This window comes from Nisaea sp. (assembly GCF_039990255.1).
Lineage (GTDB): Bacteria > Pseudomonadota > Alphaproteobacteria > Thalassobaculales > Thalassobaculaceae > Nisaea.
The window spans coordinates 1,086,515-1,105,101 of sequence record NZ_JBDXGG010000018.1 but is presented as its reverse complement, the minus strand read 5'-3'; the positions used below and the strand labels follow the sequence as shown (position 1 = coordinate 1,105,101).

Genomic DNA, 18,587 nt, shown 5'->3' with positions numbered 1-18,587 from the left:
GCGTTGTCGTTCAGAGGCGGCTTAGGGACTTTGTCCAAAAGCCGCCTCTGAAACAAGGACACGCTAAAACGAAAAAGCCTGATCTCAGCTGGCCTTTTCCAAGGCACTTTTCCTGATGGCAGAGAGTGTGGTTTTCGGCGTGATAGCTTCCGGATCGATCTTCACCTCGATCACGGTCGATTTGTCTGATGCGAGGGCCCGTTCGAACGCCGGCTTGAATTCCGATGTTACAAGAACCGTCTCACCATTCGCTCCATAGGCTTTTGCCAATGCCGCAAAATCAGGGTTCTGGAGTTCGGTATGCTTCACCCGCCCAGGAAACTCGCGCTCCTGATGCATACGAATGGTGCCATACATGTTGTTGTTGATGACGATGGCAATGATCTTCGCACCATGCTGCATTGCGGTTGCCAACTCCTGGCCGTGCATCATGAAGCAGCCATCGCCATTCATCGACACGACAACCCGTTCGGGATGCACAAGTGCTGCAGCAACCGCCGCCGGCAGACCGTACCCCATCGACCCGCTGGTCGGTGCAAGTTGCGTGCGGTAGCCACGATATTGATAATAGCGATGCATCCAGTTGGCGTAGTTTCCGGCGCCATTGGTGATGACCGCATCGTCCGGCAGTGTGGCGTTCAGCCAAGCGGCAATTTCGCCCATCTGCACATCGCCCGGAACCGGTAACGGCTCAAGCGTTGCAAGATAGTCAGCATGGCCCTGGGCAATAGTCTTCGACCGGCTGGCGCCATCGACCGGAACCATTGCCTCCAAAGCCTCCGCAAAAGCTCTTGGCCCGGAATTGATCATCATATCGGCCTGATACACCCGGCCAAGCTCTTCCGCGCTGCCATGGATATGCACGAGCCCCTGCTTCGGGCGCGGAATGTCGAACATAGTGTAGCCGCCGGTGGTCATCTCCCCCAGTCGGGTGCCGAGCGCGATCACCATATCGCTTTCCTGAATGCGGGCCGCGAGGGACGGATCGATGCCAATGCCGACATGGCCTACGTAGTTCGGATGCCGGTTGTCAAAATAGTCCTGACATCGGAAGGAAGCGCCGACCGGCACGCCGTTGGCAACAGCGAACTTCTCGATCCGCTGGCACGCCTCACGATCCCAGCCGCCACCGCCGACAATCATCACCGGCCGTTCCGCCTTGTCCAGCATAGCGCGGAAATCGGCCATTTGCTGCTGTCCGGGATGCGGCTCGACCGGTACATAGGGCGCGATCCCGGACACATCGGCATAATCCATCAGCATGTCTTCGGGCAGCGCCAGCACTACCGGGCCCGGACGGCCAGAAACAGCCGTGTGGAACGCCCTGCTTATATATTCAGGAATGCGCGCCGCATCGTCGATCTGCGCCACCCATTTGGCCATCTGGCCGAACATCCGGCGATAGTCGATTTCCTGAAACGCCTCGCGCTCAACCATCCAGCGCGCCACCTGACCGACAAGCAACACCATCGGCGTCGAATCCTGAAACGCAACATGTACGCCCGCACTGGCATTGGTCGCGCCGGGACCTCGGGTCACCATGCAGACGCCGGGACGGCCGGTCAGCTTGCCATAAGCATCGGCCATCATAGCCGCGCCACCTTCCTGGCGGCACATCACGGTACGAATACCGTTACGCTCCTGCAGGCCATCGATAACCGCCAGATAGCTTTCGCCCGGCACGCCGAAGACAAGATCGACCCCCTCCTCAACCAGCGCATCGACAAGAATATGGCCACCGAGACGACCAAGGCCGACACTGTCACTTGAGAGAGAGGAGCTCATCTACATAACTCTTATATCGTTGGGATTTCGGTTTACGGCGATCCGCTTCGTTGAGGTAGTGGATCGAACTCTTGCCTTTGACATCTTTCGGCAACAGGAGCACCCGAATGAAACGTGTGCATTCCTGTGAGCAGGCTTCCGCCCAGACAGTCTGGGAACCTGGCTCGAACCAAGCATCACCCGGCATATAGTCCCTGGAGAGCGTATCCGTCGAAAGTGTAAGTTTGCCGTTTCGAATACAGCGAATACCCGGGCCCAAATGGCTATGCGGAACGGCAGTGCCGCCCGTCGGGAACAACACGCTGTCGCATCGGATCAGCCAGTCTTCGATATTCTCAACGGTGGGAACCTCATTCGACTCGACGATTTGGCTCTGAATGCTCTCGCCCAGATCCACTTGCGGTTCAGCTGACGTCTCGTCCAGCTCCCAACGCCATAGTTCACCGCCTTCGGTCCCGGCCCGCACCGCCATGCCGGAACGCATGAATCGCGCCTCATCCGGCTGTAGCACCGAGCCGCCCTCGAAGCTCAAATCACCGGCGTTGCAATAGACAATCCGATATCCGTCGGGCAGACGTTTTGAGACCGCATGTGGAGAAAACACGTCTTTGATCAGACGCAGAACGTAGGTGGATGTTGCCATCTATCCTATTGGCGGGATTGTTTCCCGCCTCCCTTTTGTCGTCCCGCTTTGCGCAGGTTGAATTGCTGCCTCTACCTCGCGCAATGCAACGCCGCCGGTCAAGGATCGCTTTGCGATAAGTTTCATTCGAATCTGCGACGAACACTCGCCTTGATTAGGCTGATCAGCTTTCGAATACCAGCTGAAAGCGGTCCGCAGCGTATCGGGCAACACCATATTCGATAGGCATGCCAGTCGGATCCACATTGATGGATTCGATCACCAGCACCGGCCGATTGCGCGGTTGCTGCAAGTGTTCAGCATCTTCGGCGTCCGGCATCCGTGCCGTTACACGAGTCTCAAGGCGCGTGTATTCGCCATAGCCAAGATGCGTCAGGACCTTGGTGATCGAGTTCAGTTCCTCATGCAATTCCGCGAATCCCGGAACCCTGGCAGCCGGAAAATAGTGACTGCCGACAGAAATAGGCCGACCGTCCACTTCACCGATCCGGTCAAGCCGGACAAGATGCGTCCCTCGGGATAGACCGAGCTGTTTCAGAATGGCGGGATCACCGACCTCCTCCGTCAGAAGCAATGTCCGGCCGCCTGGGGTCCGCTTCTGCCGCAGCACATTGTCCGAGAAACGCGTTTTCTTGGCAACGAGATAGTCCAGCACATGTTCCTGGACGAAGCTTCCCCGCCCCTGCTCCACCCGGATGACGCCCGCTTCTGCGAGTTCTGAAACAGCCCGTCGAAGCGTATGCCGGTTCACGCCATATTGCTGCGACAGCGCGGCTTCGGTCGGCAGTTTGCTGCCGGGCGGATACGTGCCTGAACGGATGGCGTCCGAAATGTTGTTTGCGATCTGACGCCAAAGGGACTGGCCGCTTTTTCGTTCAATCAAGGCACCCTCACCCGATGAGTCATCAAAATGTCACTGCACTCCTGTTGCAGCGGAGCGCCGACATCCGTATAACAAAGATAGATATAGACATCTAGACAAATTAGAAATTTGTCGAGAAAAAAGGATAGACCGATGGGGACTCAGTCACCACAGCATCAGTCACCAGCTCGGAAGCGATGGATGTCGATCCTCGCCAAGGCCTCCTTCGAAGACTTGCGTAGTCTCTGGCAAAACCTGCCGGACCAGCCCTCCTGGACTCGGATCCGCCCGGCGGAAATCGGCATGGTCATGGTGCGCGGGCGCATGGGCGGCACTGGCAACCGCTTCAATCTCGGCGAAATGACGGTAACCCGTTGTTCGGTCGGGCTCGAGAGCGGAGTCCTCGGACACGGATATGTCTCGGGCCGGAACAAGGAACATGCAGAAATTGCGGCGGTAATCGACGCCCTGATGCAGCACGAAGAGCGTGCCGAAACAGTCGAGCACTCGATCATCAAGCCGCTGGAACTCCGTCATCAGCAGAGCCGCGATACTGCGAGCCGAAAGGCCGCGGCCACGAAAGTCGAGTTCTTTACCGTGGCGCGGGAGAACTGAAGATGTCAGCGAACAACTCACTCCAAACACTGAAGCCGGGCTTCTCCGATCCGGTCAGCCAATCGCAACTGGTGTTCCGCCATCTGCTCGACGCCATGGCACGTCCGGGAAGCATCGAGACTGTAGATCTCGGCATTGAAGGGCCAGAGTCACTCGATCTCGCCGCAACCGCCATTGCCTTGGCGCTGGTCGATTTCGAAACCCCACTCTATCTCAGCCCTGCATTATCGAGTGAAGCCGCAGAAACCTATCTGAAATTCCACTGCGGCACGCGGATCGTGCCCGGCACGAAGGACGCCGCCTTCGCCATTCTTGACGGCACACCCGACGATCTCAGCGCGTTCAATACGGGCACGGAAGAGTATCCCGAACTAGGCGCCACCCTGATCATCCAGGTCGAAACAATCACGACAAACGGTCCTCTCGTCCTGACAGGCCCTGGTATCAAGGAGAGCGCACAACTTGGCCTGCCGGACGTCCCGGCGGCGTTCTGGGAATCGCGCACGAAACTGCAACGCTATTTTCCGCGCGGCATCGACCTCGTCTTTGTGTCGGGCGCCTCCATGACGGCATTGCCCCGCACCACAGACGTCACCCTGCAGAGCGGAAAGGAATAGCCCCATGTACGTGGCTGTAAAAGGTGGCGACAAGGCCATCGAGAACTCGCTGCACTACCTAGCCGATATCCGGCGCGGAGACCGCCGGGTTCCGGAATTGTCCATCGAGCAGATCCGCGAACAGCTCCCCCTTGCTGTCGACCGGGTAATGACCGAGGGCTCGCTGTACGATCCCGATCTTGCTGCCCTGGCCATCAAGCAAGCTAACGGAGACATCCAGGAAGCGGTGTTCCTGCTCCGGGCGTATCGCACCACCCTTCCCCGGTTCGGTGCATCGGAAGCAATCGATACCGGCGCCATGCAGATCCGACGACGAATTTCCGCCACTTATAAAGACTTGCCCGGAGGCCAGATCCTTGGGCCGAGCTTCGATTACACACACCGTCTGCTGGACTTCACCCTGGCCGCAAACGGCGAGACGCCGGAAGCTCCGAAATCGGAGGAGCCTGTCGCTGACGGCATGCCGCGCGTGGCCGATATCCTCGACCATGAAGGCCTGATCGAACTCGATCTGCCAGATGACGAGGGTGGCCCGGTGCCCGACCTAACCCGGGAATCGACGTCCTTCCCGGCGGACCGTGCGACACGGCTTCAGAACCTCGCACGCGGTGATGAAGGTTTTCTTTTGGCCCTTGGGTATTCGACCCAGCGCGGCTTCGGAAATAATCACCCCTTTGCCGGCGAGATCCGCATGGGCGAGCTTGCCGTCTCCTTTGAGCCGGAGGAACTCGGCTTCGAAATCGAGATCGGCGAGATTACCGTTACCGAGTGCCAGATGGTGAACCAGTTCAAGGGCTCGGTGAAAGTGCCGCCGCAATTCACCCGCGGCTATGGCCTGACCTTCGGCCATTGCGAGCGCAAGGCCATGTCCATGGCACTGGTCGACCGGGCTCTCAGAGCCAAGGAGTTCGGTGAAGAGATCACCGCTCCTGCCCAGGACGAGGAATTCGTCCTCTATCACTCAGACAATGTCGAGGCATCTGGCTTCGTGCAGCACCTGAAATTACCGCACTACGTCGACTTCCAGGGCGAACTCGTGACTGTGCGCGAATTGCGCAAGGAGATCGAAGCCCGCGAGAAGGCGGAACGCACCGATGACGATGAACTGGCCGCAGCCGAGTAGGACGAGATCCATGAGCATGACGCAAGAAGCGCAGCCCTGGCAGGCGCCGGAGCACGACAAGCCGGTCGAACAGGTCGAGGGTTATAATTTCGCCTATCTGGACGAGCAGACGAAACGGATGATCCGCCGGGCGATCCTGAAAGGCGTCGCCATTCCCGGCTATCAGGTGCCGTTCGGCAGCCGGGAAATGCCATTGCCTTATGGCTGGGGCACCGGGGGTATGCAGGTGACCGCTGCCGTGATTGGCCAAGAAGACACGCTGAAGGTCATCGACCAGGGCGCGGACGACACGACGAACGCCGTCAATATCAGGCGTTTCTTCGCCAAAACAGCAGGCGTGGCGACAACCGAGAAGACGGCAGATGCAAGCCTGATCCAGACCCGTCACCGGATTCCGGAAAAGCCACTGACCGACGATCAGATCTTGATCTATCAAGTGCCGATCCCGGAGCCGCTGCGCTGGGTCGAGCCGCGCGAGACCGAGACCCGGAAGATGCATGCGCTTGAGGAGTATGGCGTCATGCATGTCAGCCTCTATGAGAGCATCGCCCGCTTCGGCCGCATCACGACCGCCTACAATTACCCGGTGCAGGTAAACGGCCGCTACATCATGGCGCCGAGCCCGATCCCGAAATTTGACAATCCGAAGATGCACCAGATGGCCGCTCTCCAGCTGTTCGGTGCGGGGCGTGAGAAACGGATCTATGCGGTACCGCCATATACGGATGTGAAGAGCCTCGATTTCGAGGATCACCCCTTCACCATCCAGAGTTGGGAGCAGTGTTGCGCGCTCTGCGGCGCGGATGACAGCTATCTCGACGAGGTCATCACCGACGATGCCGGCGGCAAGATGTATGTCTGCTCCGACAGCGACTATTGCGCAGAACGCCGGGAGGCCGGCCATGTCGGCGATCAGGGTGAACCACAGAATCCCGCAAAGAAGGGAGCCGCCAAATGATGGCGCTGCGTGACAACGGACCTTTGCTTGAAGTCGAAGGCCTGACCCAGAAATACGGTCATCAGATCGGCTGCGAAGATGTGGATTTCTCGCTCTATCCCGGCGAGGTGCTGGGGATCGTTGGTGAATCCGGCTCCGGAAAATCCACCCTTCTGCGCTGTGCTTCCGGTCTGATGCAACCGACGGCCGGGTCCGTGCGCTTCAACACGCGGGTCGACGGCCTGCAGGAGATTTACGCCCTGTCAGAAGCCGAACGGCGCATGCTGATGCGGACGGACTGGGGGATCATCTTCCAGAACGCCCGCGACGGGCTGAGGATGAACGTCTCCGCCGGCGCCAATGTCGGCGAGCGGCTGATGGCCGTCGGCGAACGCAATTACGGAAGCATCCGGGACGTCTCCTCGGAGTGGCTTGAAAAGGTCGAGATGGATCTCGGCCGTATGGACGACCTTCCCCGGACCTTCTCCGGCGGCATGCAGCAGCGCCTGCAGATCGCCCGCAACCTTGTCACCAAACCGCGCCTCGTCTTCATGGACGAGCCGACAAGCGGCCTCGATGTGTCCGTCCAGGCGCGACTGCTCGATCTGGTGCGCGGGCTGGTGCGCCAGCTCGGTATCGCCTGCATCATCGTCACCCACGATCTCGGCGTTGTCCGGTTGCTGTCGGATCGACTGATGGTGATGCGGCGGGGCCGCGTCGTCGAACAGGGCCTGACAGATCAGGTGCTAGACGATCCGCAGCATGCCTATACCCAGCTTCTCGTCTCCTCGATCCTGCCGGTGTGATGACCATGACCAGTACAAACAAAGACATGATCCGCGTCGACAGCCTGATGAAGAGCTTCACGCTGCATAATCAGGGCGGCGTCACTCTGCCGGTTCTGGAGGATGTTTCCTTCACTGTCGAACAGGGAGAATGCGTCATCCTCGCCGGGCAGTCAGGTGCCGGTAAATCGACCCTGCTTCGCTCGCTCTACGCTAACTACCTGCCGCAATCGGGACAGGTCCTGATCCGGCACGACGATGAACTCATCGATCTGGTCAGCGCCGCGCCGCATGTCGTGCTCGATATCCGGGCCCGGACGCTTGGGTATGTCAGTCAGTTCCTGCGCGTCATTCCCCGCGTCGGCACGCTCGATCTCGTGGCCGATTCCCTTCTCGCCCGCGGCATCAACGAAGTCTCGGCCCGCGAAAAAGCGGCGACCTTGCTCGCCCGCCTGCGCATCCCGGAAAGCCTCTGGTCCCTACCGCCCGCGACCTTCTCCGGCGGGGAGCAACAACGCGTGAATATCGCCATGACCCTTGTGCAGGATTACCCCGTTCTCCTGCTCGACGAGCCAACGGCTTCGCTCGATGCGGAAAACCGGCAAACAGTCATGGACCTGATCACCGAAGCCCGGCAAAACGGGGCGGCCATTGTCGGCATCTTCCACGATCAAGCCGTTCGCGAAGCGGTCGGTACCCGGACATACGAACTTCAACCTGCAAGGAGCGCGGCGTGAGCATGAGCGAGGCCCCCGATGCCATTCTGACCAATGCACGGATCATTCTGGCCGATGGTGAAGTGCATGGCACCGTTACAATTCGGAATGGCAAGATCGAGGACATTTCCGAAGGACGCACCGCAGCGCCCGGCGCTATTGATTTCGACGGCGACTATCTGATCGCCGGTCTGGTCGAGCTGCACACGGATAATCTCGAAAAGCACCTGATCCCGCGCCCGAAGGTCCATTGGCCGGTCATGTCCGCCCTTTTGGCACACGACGCACAAGTCACGGCGGCAGGTATCACGACAGTGCTCGATGCGGTTGCCGTCGGCGGCACCTTGCGGGACGACGCCCGGGACAAGATCCTGATGGAATCCGCCGATGCCATCCGTGAGGCGAGCGCGCATGACATGCTGCGGGCCAGCCACTTCCTGCACATGCGCTGCGAAGTCGGCAATCCGAGCGCCCTCACCCTGTTCGAGCCGTTCAAGGAAGATTCGCTGGTCAGGCTGGTCTCCCTGATGGACCACACGCCCGGCCAGCGTCAATTCGTCGATCTGGAAAAGCTGAAGATCTACTACACCGGCAAGCACGCCATGAGCGATGCCGCGTTCGATGCCATGGTCGAGGACCGCAAGAAGAACCAGGTTCTGTATTCCGACAAGCACCGCCGGGCCATCGCCGCTGCCTGCCGGGATATGGATGTGGTGACGGCCAGCCATGACGACGCCACGGTCGGTCATGTAAACGAGGCGCATGAGCTGGGCCTGACCATCAGCGAATTTCCGACCACGCTGGAAGCAGCCCAGCATGCCCGCAAGAAAGGCCTCACCAACATCATGGGCGGGCCGAACGTGGTCCGTGGCGGCTCGCATTCCGGCAATGTCTCCGCCGGCGCGCTCGCCGAAGCGGACGTGCTTGACGCGCTCTCTTCCGACTATGTCCCGGCCAGCATGCTGCACGGCGCTTTCATGTTGCATGAGAAGCACGGCCTATCCCTGCCAAAAGCCCTGGCGACGGTCACGTCCAATCCGGCCCACATGGTCGGCCTCGACGACCGTGGAGAGATCCTTCCCGGCAAACGGGCCGACCTGATCCGCGTCCGCCAGGCCAAAGACGGCACCCCGGTGGTCCGCAAGGTCATGCGGGGCGGTACGCGCGTCACCTGACGCTTTTTTGAACGAAAGACGGAAAGCCCGCCTCATGGGACAGACACAACTCTCCTCGATGCCGACTGTGCATGAAACCGCCCAGGTCCGGGACTGCGAGCTTGGCGCCTGGACGGAAGTCGGCGCCCGTACCTCTATCATCGAGACCGAGATGGGCGACTATTCCTACGTAGTGAATGACAGCGACATCATTTACGCGACGATAGGAAAATTCTGCTCAATCGCCTCTCATGCGCGCATAAATCCCGGAAATCATCCTAGCACCCGGGCGTCGCAGCATCATTTTCTCTATCGCGCGGCTGCGTACGGACTGGGAGACGATGACGAAGCGTTCTTCGACTGGCGCCGCCAGCATCACTGCACCATCGGACACGATGTCTGGATCGGCCACGGCGCGACTGTGCTTGCCGGTGTGAATGTCGGAACGGGCGCTGTTGTCGCGGCTGGAGCCGTCGTCAGCAAGGATGTTGCACCTTATACAATCGTTGGCGGTGTTCCTTCAAAGGAGATCAAACGCCGGGTGAATGAGGAAACAGCCGAAGGTTTGCTGGAACTGGCCTGGTGGGATTGGCCACATGCCTTGCTGAAAGAGCGCATGAGCGACTTCCGGACTCTGCCGGCGGCCGATTTCCTGGCCAAATATCGTTAAGCACCTATCGAAATATCGGATTTTACCTATATTTCGCCTATTGCGTGAATATTGCCGTGAATGCTGCGATCGATTCTTCAAGCGGCCGGTCGTTGATGAAGGTGATCACGCCCGGCCCTTCGAGCGTGAAGGCCTCGGCCCGCTCCAGACGTTTCTGGATATCGGCCTCACTCTCCCGCCCCCGTCCCCTCAGGCGGCTTTCCAGAACCGCGCGCGGTACCGTGATATTCACCACGCGCACATCCGGAAACATCTCGCGCGCCGTGTCGATCAGCGCACGCGACACATTCACGATGACATGCCGTCCGGCAGACAATTCCGCTTCAATCGCCTTGGGAATGCCATAGCGCAGATCGTGGGCTTCCCAGCTCAGGCAGTAGCCGCCCTCTTTCTGCGTCGCCTCGAATTCCGCGACCGACACCGGATTGTGGTCCTCGCCACCCGCATCTGCCGGGCGCGTAATGTCACGGCGGACGAAATAATGGTCCGGACTGTCCAATAAAGCGGCCTTGGCACCATCCAGAAGGCTGTCCTTGCCGGCACCGGACGGCCCCACGACGAGCCAGAGAGTACCGGTGTTGGAGCGACTGTTCATTCGGGAAAACTCACTTGGATAAGGAAGGCTATTACTAGCTCCTCCTCCCCGGCATGGCGAGGCTCAAGCGCGCATTTCACAGATCCTTAACATGCGGGAAACAGGCCTCGCCCGATGGTTTGGCGAATTATCCGGGCGACTTGTTCGTATTAGGCACTTTCCAGTCACACGCGCGCTGACTAATGTCCGCAACCATGACACAGGAACTTACCTATCTGCTCGGAGACACGCGGCCGGAAGACGGCGCGCTCCTTGAAGTCGCGCCGGGTGTGCATTGGCTGCGCCTGCCGCTGCCCTTCTCGCTCAATCACGTCAATCTCTACCTGCTGGAAGACGATGCCGGCTGGGTGATTGTCGATTGCGGCCTGAACTCGGAAGCTTGCCGGGCGGCCTGGACGAAGATCCTGAAGGACGTGATCGGGGACGATCCGGTGCAGGCCATCATCGGCACGCACTTTCATCCGGATCATGTCGGTCTCGCCGGTTGGCTGCAGGAGCAGACCGGCGCCCCGCTCTGGATGAGCCGGACCGAATGGCTGAATGCCCGCGCCTACTATCTCGACACGTCCGAGGATTTCGTCGACCAGATGGTCGATTTCTACGGACGGCTCAGTCTCGGCGAGGGTATCGGCGGCGAAATTCGCAAGATCGGCAACGAATACCGCAAGCTGGTCTCGCCCATCCCGCCATCATTCAACCGTATCGGCCCGGATACGAAATTCAAGATCGGCGGCCGCACCTGGCGCCCTTATTTCGGCGCCGGCCATTCACCGGATCATGTCTGCCTGTTCTCCGAAGCAGACAATCTGATGCTCGGCGGCGATCTGCTGCTGCCCCGCATCACGCCGATCATTGCCGTCTGGTGGACCGAGCCCGACGGCAACCCGTTGCAGGATTTCTTCACCTTCCTCGACAGCATGAAGGGCGGAAAGGACGAAATCCTCGTCCTGCCGGGACATGACGGCCCCTATCGCGGCATCAATTTCCGGATCGACGCACTCCGCAGTCACCATGATGAACGGCTGGAGGAAACCATCGCGGCCTGCGACCGTCCGTCGTCAGCCGCCGAGGTGATGAAAATCCTCTTCACGCGCGAGCTCGACCTGCACCAGACCCGCTTCGCCGTCGGCGAAACGCTGGCCCACCTGCATATGCTGATCGAGGACGGGCAGATAACGCGGGAGCTGGCTGAGAACGGAACGTATCGATACGGGCGGGCTGCCTAGACCTCACTATTGCGAGGCTCCAACCACATTGAGCCAACCTGCAGAGCCTGATTGCCTATCCGGCCTCTCCCGACTCTTTGCGGTCGTTGCGCGATTGTCAATATCATGCAATGCGGAGTGCCAAATCCGTCCAATAAGGGCCCGAATGGGCCGACCGAATTAAGTTGGCAATTCCCTATGGAGCATTATCACCGGCAGGGCCTTCGTCACCGCCTACTAAACCTATTGCATCATTAGTTTGAGCAGTCGCGGTATTGGCATTGATGGCGACGGCGGCCACCTCAGAAGCTACCTGCTCCACGCCTATTTCGTTTCGGTCCGGCAGGGCGACATAGGCGTCCCCCATCATCATTTTGTAGTGACCTGCATGCCCCGACTCTTCGAATATGCGCTGAAAGACTCTTAGATACCGGCCAATTTGTCCAGGATCACAGGACATAAATAGGTCGTCGTTCGCAAAATGAGAGCCGTCGTTGATCCAGGAAAACAGCGAGGCGCAGATCATCTTCTCTTGCCCCTCGAATTTGTCGACAATCTCTTCAGGCGTGATACCGCCGAAAAACTTAAAATAGTGCTCAATGATGCGGCGCATCACGTTCTGGATTGCAGTTTCTGACGGCGGATTCTGCCTGATTTCCCTCCACAGCAGCTCATAGCTGGACTTGATTGGATTTTCCAAAGATGGAACAAGTTCGGACCGTGTTGAGGTTTTCCGAACGATCCAGAAGGTTTCGTCGCGCATCGCATCGGCACCACTGCGATTTTTATGGAATGTGATTTCCTTGTGAAAATAGATGTTGTGCGTCAGCACAAACACCTGCTTGATCGCGCTGTTTCCGGCGCGCATCTCGTTGATAACCCCTTTGATCAGGTTGCACACGATGAATAGGATATCGGCATCGAGGCTCGATACCGGATCATCGAAAACCACGATGCGGTCGGTGTTTGCGCCGATTGCGGAAAACGATCCTTTGATATGGTGATAGAAATACAAGAAGGTGATGAAAGATTTTTCACCTTCACTCAGTGTTCCCTTGGCGTCTTCGCCGTCAAGCCGCTTAACTTCGTAAAAGCCCTCATCGGCACTTTCCAAGAGGCGAAAATTCACGAAGCCGAATGATTTCAGCAATTTATTGATCGCTTCAATCGTCGGCTTGATACTCGTGATCTGCTTCTCGGTGTCCTCGACTTCCTGCCGTTTCTCTTTCAGTTCTTCTTCGCGTTGCGTAATCTGATTCGTCAGATTGATGATCGCCGTGTCCAAGTTCCCGCTGGCCGTCTGGTATGTTTCAAAAAGCGGCTTGGTATCTTCGAGTAACCGCCGCCACACCTGCGCAATCAGGGTTTTCTTACGGGCGTCGAGATTGTTCAGCGTATCGTTATTCTCCTGAACCCTAGCATTCGAAGCATCCACATGGTCATCCACCGCTGCGACAAGTGGCTGCGTGTCTTTGAGTGTGACCGGTGTACTCGGTTCCTTCTTTTTTCCTTCGATGGCGTTGCGGTTGACCTCAAGGGCAAGCCGCAGCGCAGTAAGGTCACTTTCGAAGGCATCGCGGTCCAGAAACGGCGAGTCGATCACAGCCGGAGCCTGGTATGCTACGAGCAGTGCCCTTGCTTTTTCCTCATAGTCGGTGCGCAGGCTTTCGATGGCGGCGAGATCACTGACGTAGCTTTCATCAAAATATTCTTCGAGACTTTGCCGAAAGGACCGGTCCGTCTTCTGTTGGCAAAATGGACACTGATCATCCAGTTGATCGAAATAGCGCCGCCCTTGCTGGACCCAATCGCTGTTGCTCAGCTTTTCGATCACGGCAGCAATATCCACGTCATCTTTGCCGATGATTTTTTTGCCCAGAATTTCCGATGTTTCCAGCGCCAGGAGCGGCTGGCCGTCCGGTTTTGGAAGAGCAGACGCCTGCATCAGGGAATTCGAGAACACCGTTGCGGCGTCATTCCGTAGTGCCCCGATTTCCCATAGCTCAGCTTCGTTCTTTTCGGCCTCTGAAAGGTAACGCTGACAAAATTTCTTTTTGTTGTTATTCAGGCCGGAGAAGGCGTCATCAAGATCGCTGCAACCCCGCTTGGCTTTCCAGACATCCTCGACCAGCTTTTCGCTGAGATCATCCCGTTCTTTCTGCTTGCCACCGGCGCCGTCATCACCGTGGAGTGTCTTTTTCAGGTTCTTGAGCTTCTTGTCGATTTCGTCTTCGTCGGATTTGAGCTCTGCAACCTTGTTGACCGCTTCGACATTGCCTTCGCCAAGGGTGTAAACACCCCTGATGCTTCCTGGCGTGTCGAAGTGCTTTACAACGAAATCGCGATTGTAGACCCGTGTATCGAGCGAGTTTCCCGCCACCCAGCTCAACATGCTCCCAGCATTGACATTCGTACCCGCGATGACACGGGAAATCGTCGTTTTTCCGGAACCGTTTGGTCCGAAGATAAAATTCAGCGCCCTAAGACCATTCAAACCGGTTCCCGTTGCGTCGTAGGAACCTTCGTTTGCTAAATGTATTTTCTCAATCATCCAATGCACGACACCTAGAATACAACACCTCTATAGGTTGCCATCTAGGGCTGTGTGCTGACAAGTTTCTTTGAAAGTTTTCGGTCGGTTTGCAGTAATTCGTTCAAGCCGCAGCGAATTCACACTTTTCACCCATTGCTGACCTAGGCGGTCAAGTGACCGACTTCCGAGATTTTACCGAAAGTAGTCATCGGCACGCGCCCGTTTATGAAGGCCCGCCCTACACAGCCTCCCCATTATGCACCACGCCGCTGATCAGATTTTCCTGATAAAGCGCGGTCTCGTCGAGCCAGGCCGCCGCCGGGCTCAGTGATCCGATCAGCCTCTTGATCTCCTTTTCCTGCTCCCGGCGCGCTTCTTCAGCCTCGGCAACGCTGACTTCCGCGAAGGACAGGGTATCGCCCGGCTTCAGACGGCCAAGACGCGGGATATCGGCGGAAATGACGGTGCCGATTTTCGGGTATCCGCCCGTTGTCTGGTGATCCGCTAAGAGGATGATCGGCAGGCCGTTGCCGGGCACCTGGATGGCGCCGGTGACGATGCCGTCCGAGGTGATGTTGTAGCCGCGCGCATGTTCCAACGCCGGTCCTTCCAGGCGCATTCCCATCCGGTCCGCTTCCCGGCTGACCTTGTATGCGCTGGTCAGGAAAGCGGCGGCGCTCTCGTCGGTGAAATAATCCCGCTGCGGGCCGAACACGACACGGACCGGGCCACAAGCATCGAGATAGCCGGGGTTCTCCAGCCGAAGTTCGCCGCGCTCGGGAGCTTCGTTCAGACGCAACGGCAAATCGTCCCCGTCCTTCAGGGCGCGACCTTGAAACCCGCCGATCTGGGAGCGGCCATAGGTGGAAAGGCTGTCAAACACGGCGGGAAGGTCGAAGCCTCCCTCGACGCAGAGATAGGCGGCTCCGCTGTCTGTCACCGGATTGACGGAAAGCCGGTGCCCGCGTTTCAGCATGACGCTCTGATATGACGGCAGCTCGGTGCGCTCCCCCGCCTCGACGACAATCCCGGCACGGGTGCCGACCAGCGCGACACGGACGCTTTGGGCCATAACTTCAAGAACCGGCCCGATCATCCGGAACTCGATGGCGGCCGTCCCTCCGTTATTCCCGACCAGCGCATTGCCGATCCGAAGAGAAACCGGGTCAAGCGCTCCCGATACCGGGACGCCCCGGTTCTGGAAAGCCGGGCGGCCGAAATCCTGCAGGGTCGGCGCGAAACCGGCCTGGATCACCCTGAGCCCGCTCATGCGCCCTCTCCCGGTGCGATGTCCTGCACGACCGGAACATAGTCTCCGGACTCGACGGCTTTTCGCAGCTTTTCGTATTCGGCTATCGGCACGGCCTCGAAGTGAATCCGGTCCCCGGCCGCGACCAGAATGGGCTCATCCCGTTTGGGATCGAAAAACTCGATCGGCGTGCGGCCGATCAGATGCCATCCGCCCGGGCTCTCGACCGTGTAGACCGTTGTCTGACGGACCGCGATGGAGATCGAGCGTGCGGGCACCTTCACCCTCGGCTCGAACCGCCTCGGAACGTCGAATGTCTCGGGCAGCAGGCCAAGGTAGGGAAAACCCGGCAGGAATCCCATCATCAGGACTTCCTGCGGTGCGGCCGTGTGACCGCGAACCACTTCCGAGGTATCCAGTTTCATGTCCCGCGCCACGCTTTCCAGATCGGGCGCGCACTCGCCCTCATAGCAGACTGGAACGGACCACAGCCGGTAGCCGTCCTCGCCCTCATGCTGATGATGCAGGATTTCCGAGATCGCCGATTGCAACTCGGAGGAACGCGTCACCAGAGGGTCGTAATGCACCATCAGGGAGCGGATCGTCGGCACGATATCGACGATACCGGCCAATGACAGCTCGCGCAGCTTGGCCGCGACATGGCGCACCTGGCGGTTTACGGCCGCGTCGACGGCTTCACCGAACTGCACGACAAGGGCCGTATCCCCGGCGGGAAGAAAAACAGGTTCCGACATCACAATGGTTCTATTCCGGAGATGGACCGCACGAAAGCTTTGGCGCTAGTCTTCAGATCCTATCGACCCATCGCCCCTCGACAATGCGTCCCGGACCCGCGACCCGCGCATCCAGACAATAGCCACGGACCGTAACCATGACCAAAGTGAATTTGAACGCCGACATGGCCGAAGGCTTCGGCGCCTACGATATCGGCGACGACATGGCCATGCTGAAGATTGTCGGCTCCGCTAATGTGGCCTGCGGGTTCCACGGCGGGGACGCCAACGTGATGGACCGCGTTGTGGGAACGGCCAAAGCGGAAGGCGTCAGCATTGGAGCGCATCCGGGTTTCAACGACCTCTGGGGCTTCGGCCGCCGCCGCATCACCATGGCCAAGCGCGAGGTGGAGGCGATGATCGCCTACCAGATCGGCGCACTACAGGCGATGGCGGCAATGCACGGTATGAAAGTCACCCACATGAAGCCCCATGGCGCGCTAAACAACATGGCCTCCGAGGACAGGGATCTCGCCGAAGCCATCGTACGCGCGACCAAGGCGGTCGACCCCGATATCATCCTGCTGGCGACAACCGGGTCAGAGCTGATGAAAGCAGGCGCGACGCTTGATGTGCCGACAGCCTCCGAAGTGTTCGCTGACCGGACCTATGATGCAAAAGGCAACCTGACAAGCCGGAAGCGCGACGATGCCATGATCCGCAACCCCGAACAGGCGGTCGAGCATGTCCTGCGCATGGTCGAGACCGGCAAGGTTCGCTCGACCGATGGCGTGGACGTTCCCGTCACCGTACATTCGATCTGCATTCATGGCGACGAGCCGACCGGCCCAGCCGTCGCTGCCTCCGTCCGGGCCGCGCTTGAGGCAAAGGGTATTGACGTCGTCACCCTTCCAGAAGTCCCGCTTAACTGATCATCGATATTGCCAAACCAGGAGCTACCCTAGTGAGTCGTGAGCAAGCCATCGCCGCAGCCGCAGATTATTTCGATAGAGGCGCTTTCTTCGAGGATATGAGCAGGCGGATCGCCATCCGCACCGAAAGTCAGCTTTATGCCGACCGTAAAGCCGAGATAGACGCTTATCTGGACGAGATGCAGCAGACGCTGGAGCCCATGGGCTATAGCTGCACGAAACTCCCCAATCCTTCCTCCAAGGCCGGGCCTCTGCTGATCGCGGAACGTATCGAGGATCCGAGCCTCCCGACTGTCCTGACCTATGGACATGGCGATGTTGTAAACGGCATGGAAGGCCAGTGGGACGAGGATCGCGATCCGTGGACCCTGACCGAAGTCGGCGACCGGCTCTACGGGCGCGGCATCGCTGATAACAAGGGCCAGCATTGCGTCAATATCGCCGGACTTGCCGCTGTTCTGAAGACCCGCGGCAAGCTCGGTTTCAACTCCAAGATCCTGATCGAGAGCGGTGAAGAGTGCGGCTCTCTGGGCCTGGCGGAGTTTGCAGAGCTGCATAAGGAGAAACTCAAGGCCGACTTTCTGATTTCCTCGGATGGACCGCGTTTCAACGCCAGCAAGCCGTGTGTCTTCATGGGCTCGCGCGGCGGCTATGTCTTCGACATTACCTGCGATCTTCGTGAAGGCGCGCACCATTCCGGGAACTGGGGCGGGTTGCTGCCCAACCCCGCCATCATTCTCGCGCACGCGTTGGCGACGATTACCGACAAACGCGGCCAGATCCGGGTTCCGGAATGGCGCCCAACGACCCTGACACCGGCTGTTCGCAAGGTTCTGGCGGAGTGTGAGTGGGAAGTTACTCCCGGCTCCCCCGCAATCGACCCGAACTGGGGCGAGGAATCCCTGACTCCGATTGAACGGGTCATCGGATGGAACAGTTTCGAAATTCTCTCCTATATCGCGGGTCAGCCGGAACGGCCGGTAAATGCCATACCAGGCAAGGCAACCTGCCGGGCACAGCTTCGCTTCGTCGTCGGTACCGATCCGGAAGAGATCGTCCCGGCCCTACAACGTCACCTGGAGCGTGAAGGCTTCCCACAGGTAACGGCCAAAGCCGTTGTAGAGCGAGACTATATGACCGCCACCCGGCTTGAGCCGGACCATCCGCTCGTCGAGTGGGCCGTGGCCTCGATCAAGAAGACTTCCGAGAAAAACCCGACCATCCTACCAAATCTTGGTGGCTCCCTGCCGAACGAAGTCTTTTCCGACACGCTCGGCTTGCCGACGATCTGGGTGCCGCATTCTTACTCCGGCTGTTCCCAGCACGCCCCGAACGAGCACAACCTGAAACCGATCCTGCGCGAGGGGCTGGAAGTGATGGCCGGGCTGTTCTGGGATATCGGTGACGGCACCCTGCCGAAAAGCTGGTAGGC

18 protein-coding genes are annotated in these 18,587 nt (G+C 58.9%); 11 read left to right on the top strand and 7 right to left on the bottom strand.

Annotated elements, in window-relative coordinates; genetic code table 11:
* Positions 1–84: 84 nt before the first annotated feature.
* The 3 genes from ABJ076_RS15430 to phnF form a co-directional block, all read right to left on the bottom strand.
* The gene (locus ABJ076_RS15430) at positions 85–1,785 is read right to left on the bottom strand and encodes a thiamine pyrophosphate-binding protein (RefSeq protein WP_348184897.1); all 1,701 of its coding nucleotides are present in this window, start codon (positions 1,783–1,785) and stop codon (positions 85–87) included.
* On the bottom strand, positions 1,763–2,428 hold the full coding sequence (locus ABJ076_RS15425) for a hypothetical protein (RefSeq protein WP_348184895.1): 666 nt from the start codon (positions 2,426–2,428) through the stop codon (positions 1,763–1,765). Before ABJ076_RS15425 ends, ABJ076_RS15430 begins: the two co-directional genes overlap by 23 nt.
* 163 nt (positions 2,429–2,591) lie before the next feature.
* Positions 2,592–3,311 carry a phosphonate metabolism transcriptional regulator PhnF gene (gene phnF / locus ABJ076_RS15420; protein ID WP_348184893.1) on the bottom strand — a complete coding sequence of 240 codons (720 nt, stop codon included), beginning with the start codon at positions 3,309–3,311 and terminating at the stop codon, positions 2,592–2,594.
* A gap of 132 nt (positions 3,312–3,443) precedes the next feature.
* Here phnF and phnG point away from each other — a divergent pair, with 132 nt between their 5' ends.
* Genes phnG through ABJ076_RS15380 form a run of 8 tightly spaced genes read left to right on the top strand, consistent with a single transcriptional unit; the run spans position 3,444 to position 9,907 of the window.
* Entirely contained in the window at positions 3,444–3,905 is a 462-nt protein-coding gene (phnG, locus tag ABJ076_RS15415; protein WP_348184891.1) for a phosphonate C-P lyase system protein PhnG, read from the top strand.
* A gap of 2 nt (positions 3,906–3,907) precedes the next feature.
* Complete coding sequence (phnH, locus tag ABJ076_RS15410; RefSeq protein WP_348184889.1) at positions 3,908–4,522, top strand: phosphonate C-P lyase system protein PhnH; 615 nt, start codon at positions 3,908–3,910, stop codon at positions 4,520–4,522.
* A gap of 4 nt (positions 4,523–4,526) precedes the next feature.
* Positions 4,527–5,645 carry a carbon-phosphorus lyase complex subunit PhnI gene (locus tag ABJ076_RS15405; protein WP_348184887.1) on the top strand — a complete coding sequence of 373 codons (1,119 nt, stop codon included), beginning with the start codon at positions 4,527–4,529 and terminating at the stop codon, positions 5,643–5,645.
* Between the two features lie 16 nt (positions 5,646–5,661).
* Complete coding sequence (locus ABJ076_RS15400; RefSeq protein WP_348185913.1) at positions 5,662–6,603, top strand: alpha-D-ribose 1-methylphosphonate 5-phosphate C-P-lyase PhnJ; 942 nt, start codon at positions 5,662–5,664, stop codon at positions 6,601–6,603.
* Positions 6,600–7,388, top strand: coding sequence for a phosphonate C-P lyase system protein PhnK (phnK, locus tag ABJ076_RS15395; protein ID WP_348184885.1), 789 nt, complete (start codon positions 6,600–6,602; stop codon positions 7,386–7,388). The genes ABJ076_RS15400 and phnK overlap by 4 nt, the downstream gene beginning before the upstream one ends.
* The gene (gene phnL / locus ABJ076_RS15390; protein ID WP_348184883.1) at positions 7,388–8,104 is read left to right on the top strand and encodes a phosphonate C-P lyase system protein PhnL; all 717 of its coding nucleotides are present in this window, start codon (positions 7,388–7,390) and stop codon (positions 8,102–8,104) included. The genes phnK and phnL overlap by 1 nt, the downstream gene beginning before the upstream one ends.
* Positions 8,105–8,106: 2 nt before the next feature.
* A complete protein-coding gene (locus ABJ076_RS15385) occupies positions 8,107–9,258 on the top strand; it encodes an alpha-D-ribose 1-methylphosphonate 5-triphosphate diphosphatase (protein ID WP_348184881.1) in 1,152 nt (383 codons plus the stop codon).
* Positions 9,259–9,292: 34 nt separating this feature from the next.
* Positions 9,293–9,907 carry a DapH/DapD/GlmU-related protein gene (locus ABJ076_RS15380; protein ID WP_348184879.1) on the top strand — a complete coding sequence of 205 codons (615 nt, stop codon included), beginning with the start codon at positions 9,293–9,295 and terminating at the stop codon, positions 9,905–9,907.
* A 37-nt stretch (positions 9,908–9,944) separates the two neighbouring features.
* On the opposite strand, the gene phnN is transcribed toward ABJ076_RS15380, so the two are convergent.
* Positions 9,945–10,502 carry a phosphonate metabolism protein/1,5-bisphosphokinase (PRPP-forming) PhnN gene (gene phnN / locus ABJ076_RS15375; protein WP_348184877.1) on the bottom strand — a complete coding sequence of 186 codons (558 nt, stop codon included), beginning with the start codon at positions 10,500–10,502 and terminating at the stop codon, positions 9,945–9,947.
* Positions 10,503–10,696: 194 nt separating this feature from the next.
* Between phnN and ABJ076_RS15370 the strand changes: the two genes are divergently transcribed.
* Positions 10,697–11,728, top strand: coding sequence for an MBL fold metallo-hydrolase (locus tag ABJ076_RS15370; RefSeq protein ID WP_348184875.1), 1,032 nt, complete (start codon positions 10,697–10,699; stop codon positions 11,726–11,728).
* Positions 11,729–11,903: 175 nt separating this feature from the next.
* Here ABJ076_RS15370 and ABJ076_RS15365 read toward each other — a convergent pair whose 3' ends face one another.
* The 3 genes from ABJ076_RS15365 to pxpB form a co-directional block, all read right to left on the bottom strand.
* On the bottom strand, positions 11,904–14,258 hold the full coding sequence (locus ABJ076_RS15365; RefSeq protein ID WP_348184873.1) for an AAA family ATPase: 2,355 nt from the start codon (positions 14,256–14,258) through the stop codon (positions 11,904–11,906).
* Between the two features lie 220 nt (positions 14,259–14,478).
* A complete protein-coding gene (locus ABJ076_RS15360) occupies positions 14,479–15,510 on the bottom strand; it encodes a biotin-dependent carboxyltransferase family protein (RefSeq protein ID WP_348184871.1) in 1,032 nt (343 codons plus the stop codon).
* On the bottom strand, positions 15,507–16,244 hold the full coding sequence (gene pxpB / locus ABJ076_RS15355; protein ID WP_348184869.1) for a 5-oxoprolinase subunit PxpB: 738 nt from the start codon (positions 16,242–16,244) through the stop codon (positions 15,507–15,509). Before pxpB ends, ABJ076_RS15360 begins: the two co-directional genes overlap by 4 nt.
* Positions 16,245–16,381: 137 nt before the next feature.
* Between pxpB and ABJ076_RS15350 the strand changes: the two genes are divergently transcribed.
* Positions 16,382–17,155: a 5-oxoprolinase subunit PxpA gene (locus ABJ076_RS15350; RefSeq protein WP_348184867.1), complete on the top strand. Its 774-nt coding sequence runs from the start codon at positions 16,382–16,384 to the stop codon at positions 17,153–17,155.
* Between the two features lie 32 nt (positions 17,156–17,187).
* Positions 17,188–18,585, top strand: a complete 1,398-nt coding sequence (locus ABJ076_RS15345) for a M20 family metallopeptidase (RefSeq protein WP_348184865.1) — start codon at positions 17,188–17,190, stop codon at positions 18,583–18,585.
* Positions 18,586–18,587: the final 2 nt, after the last annotated feature.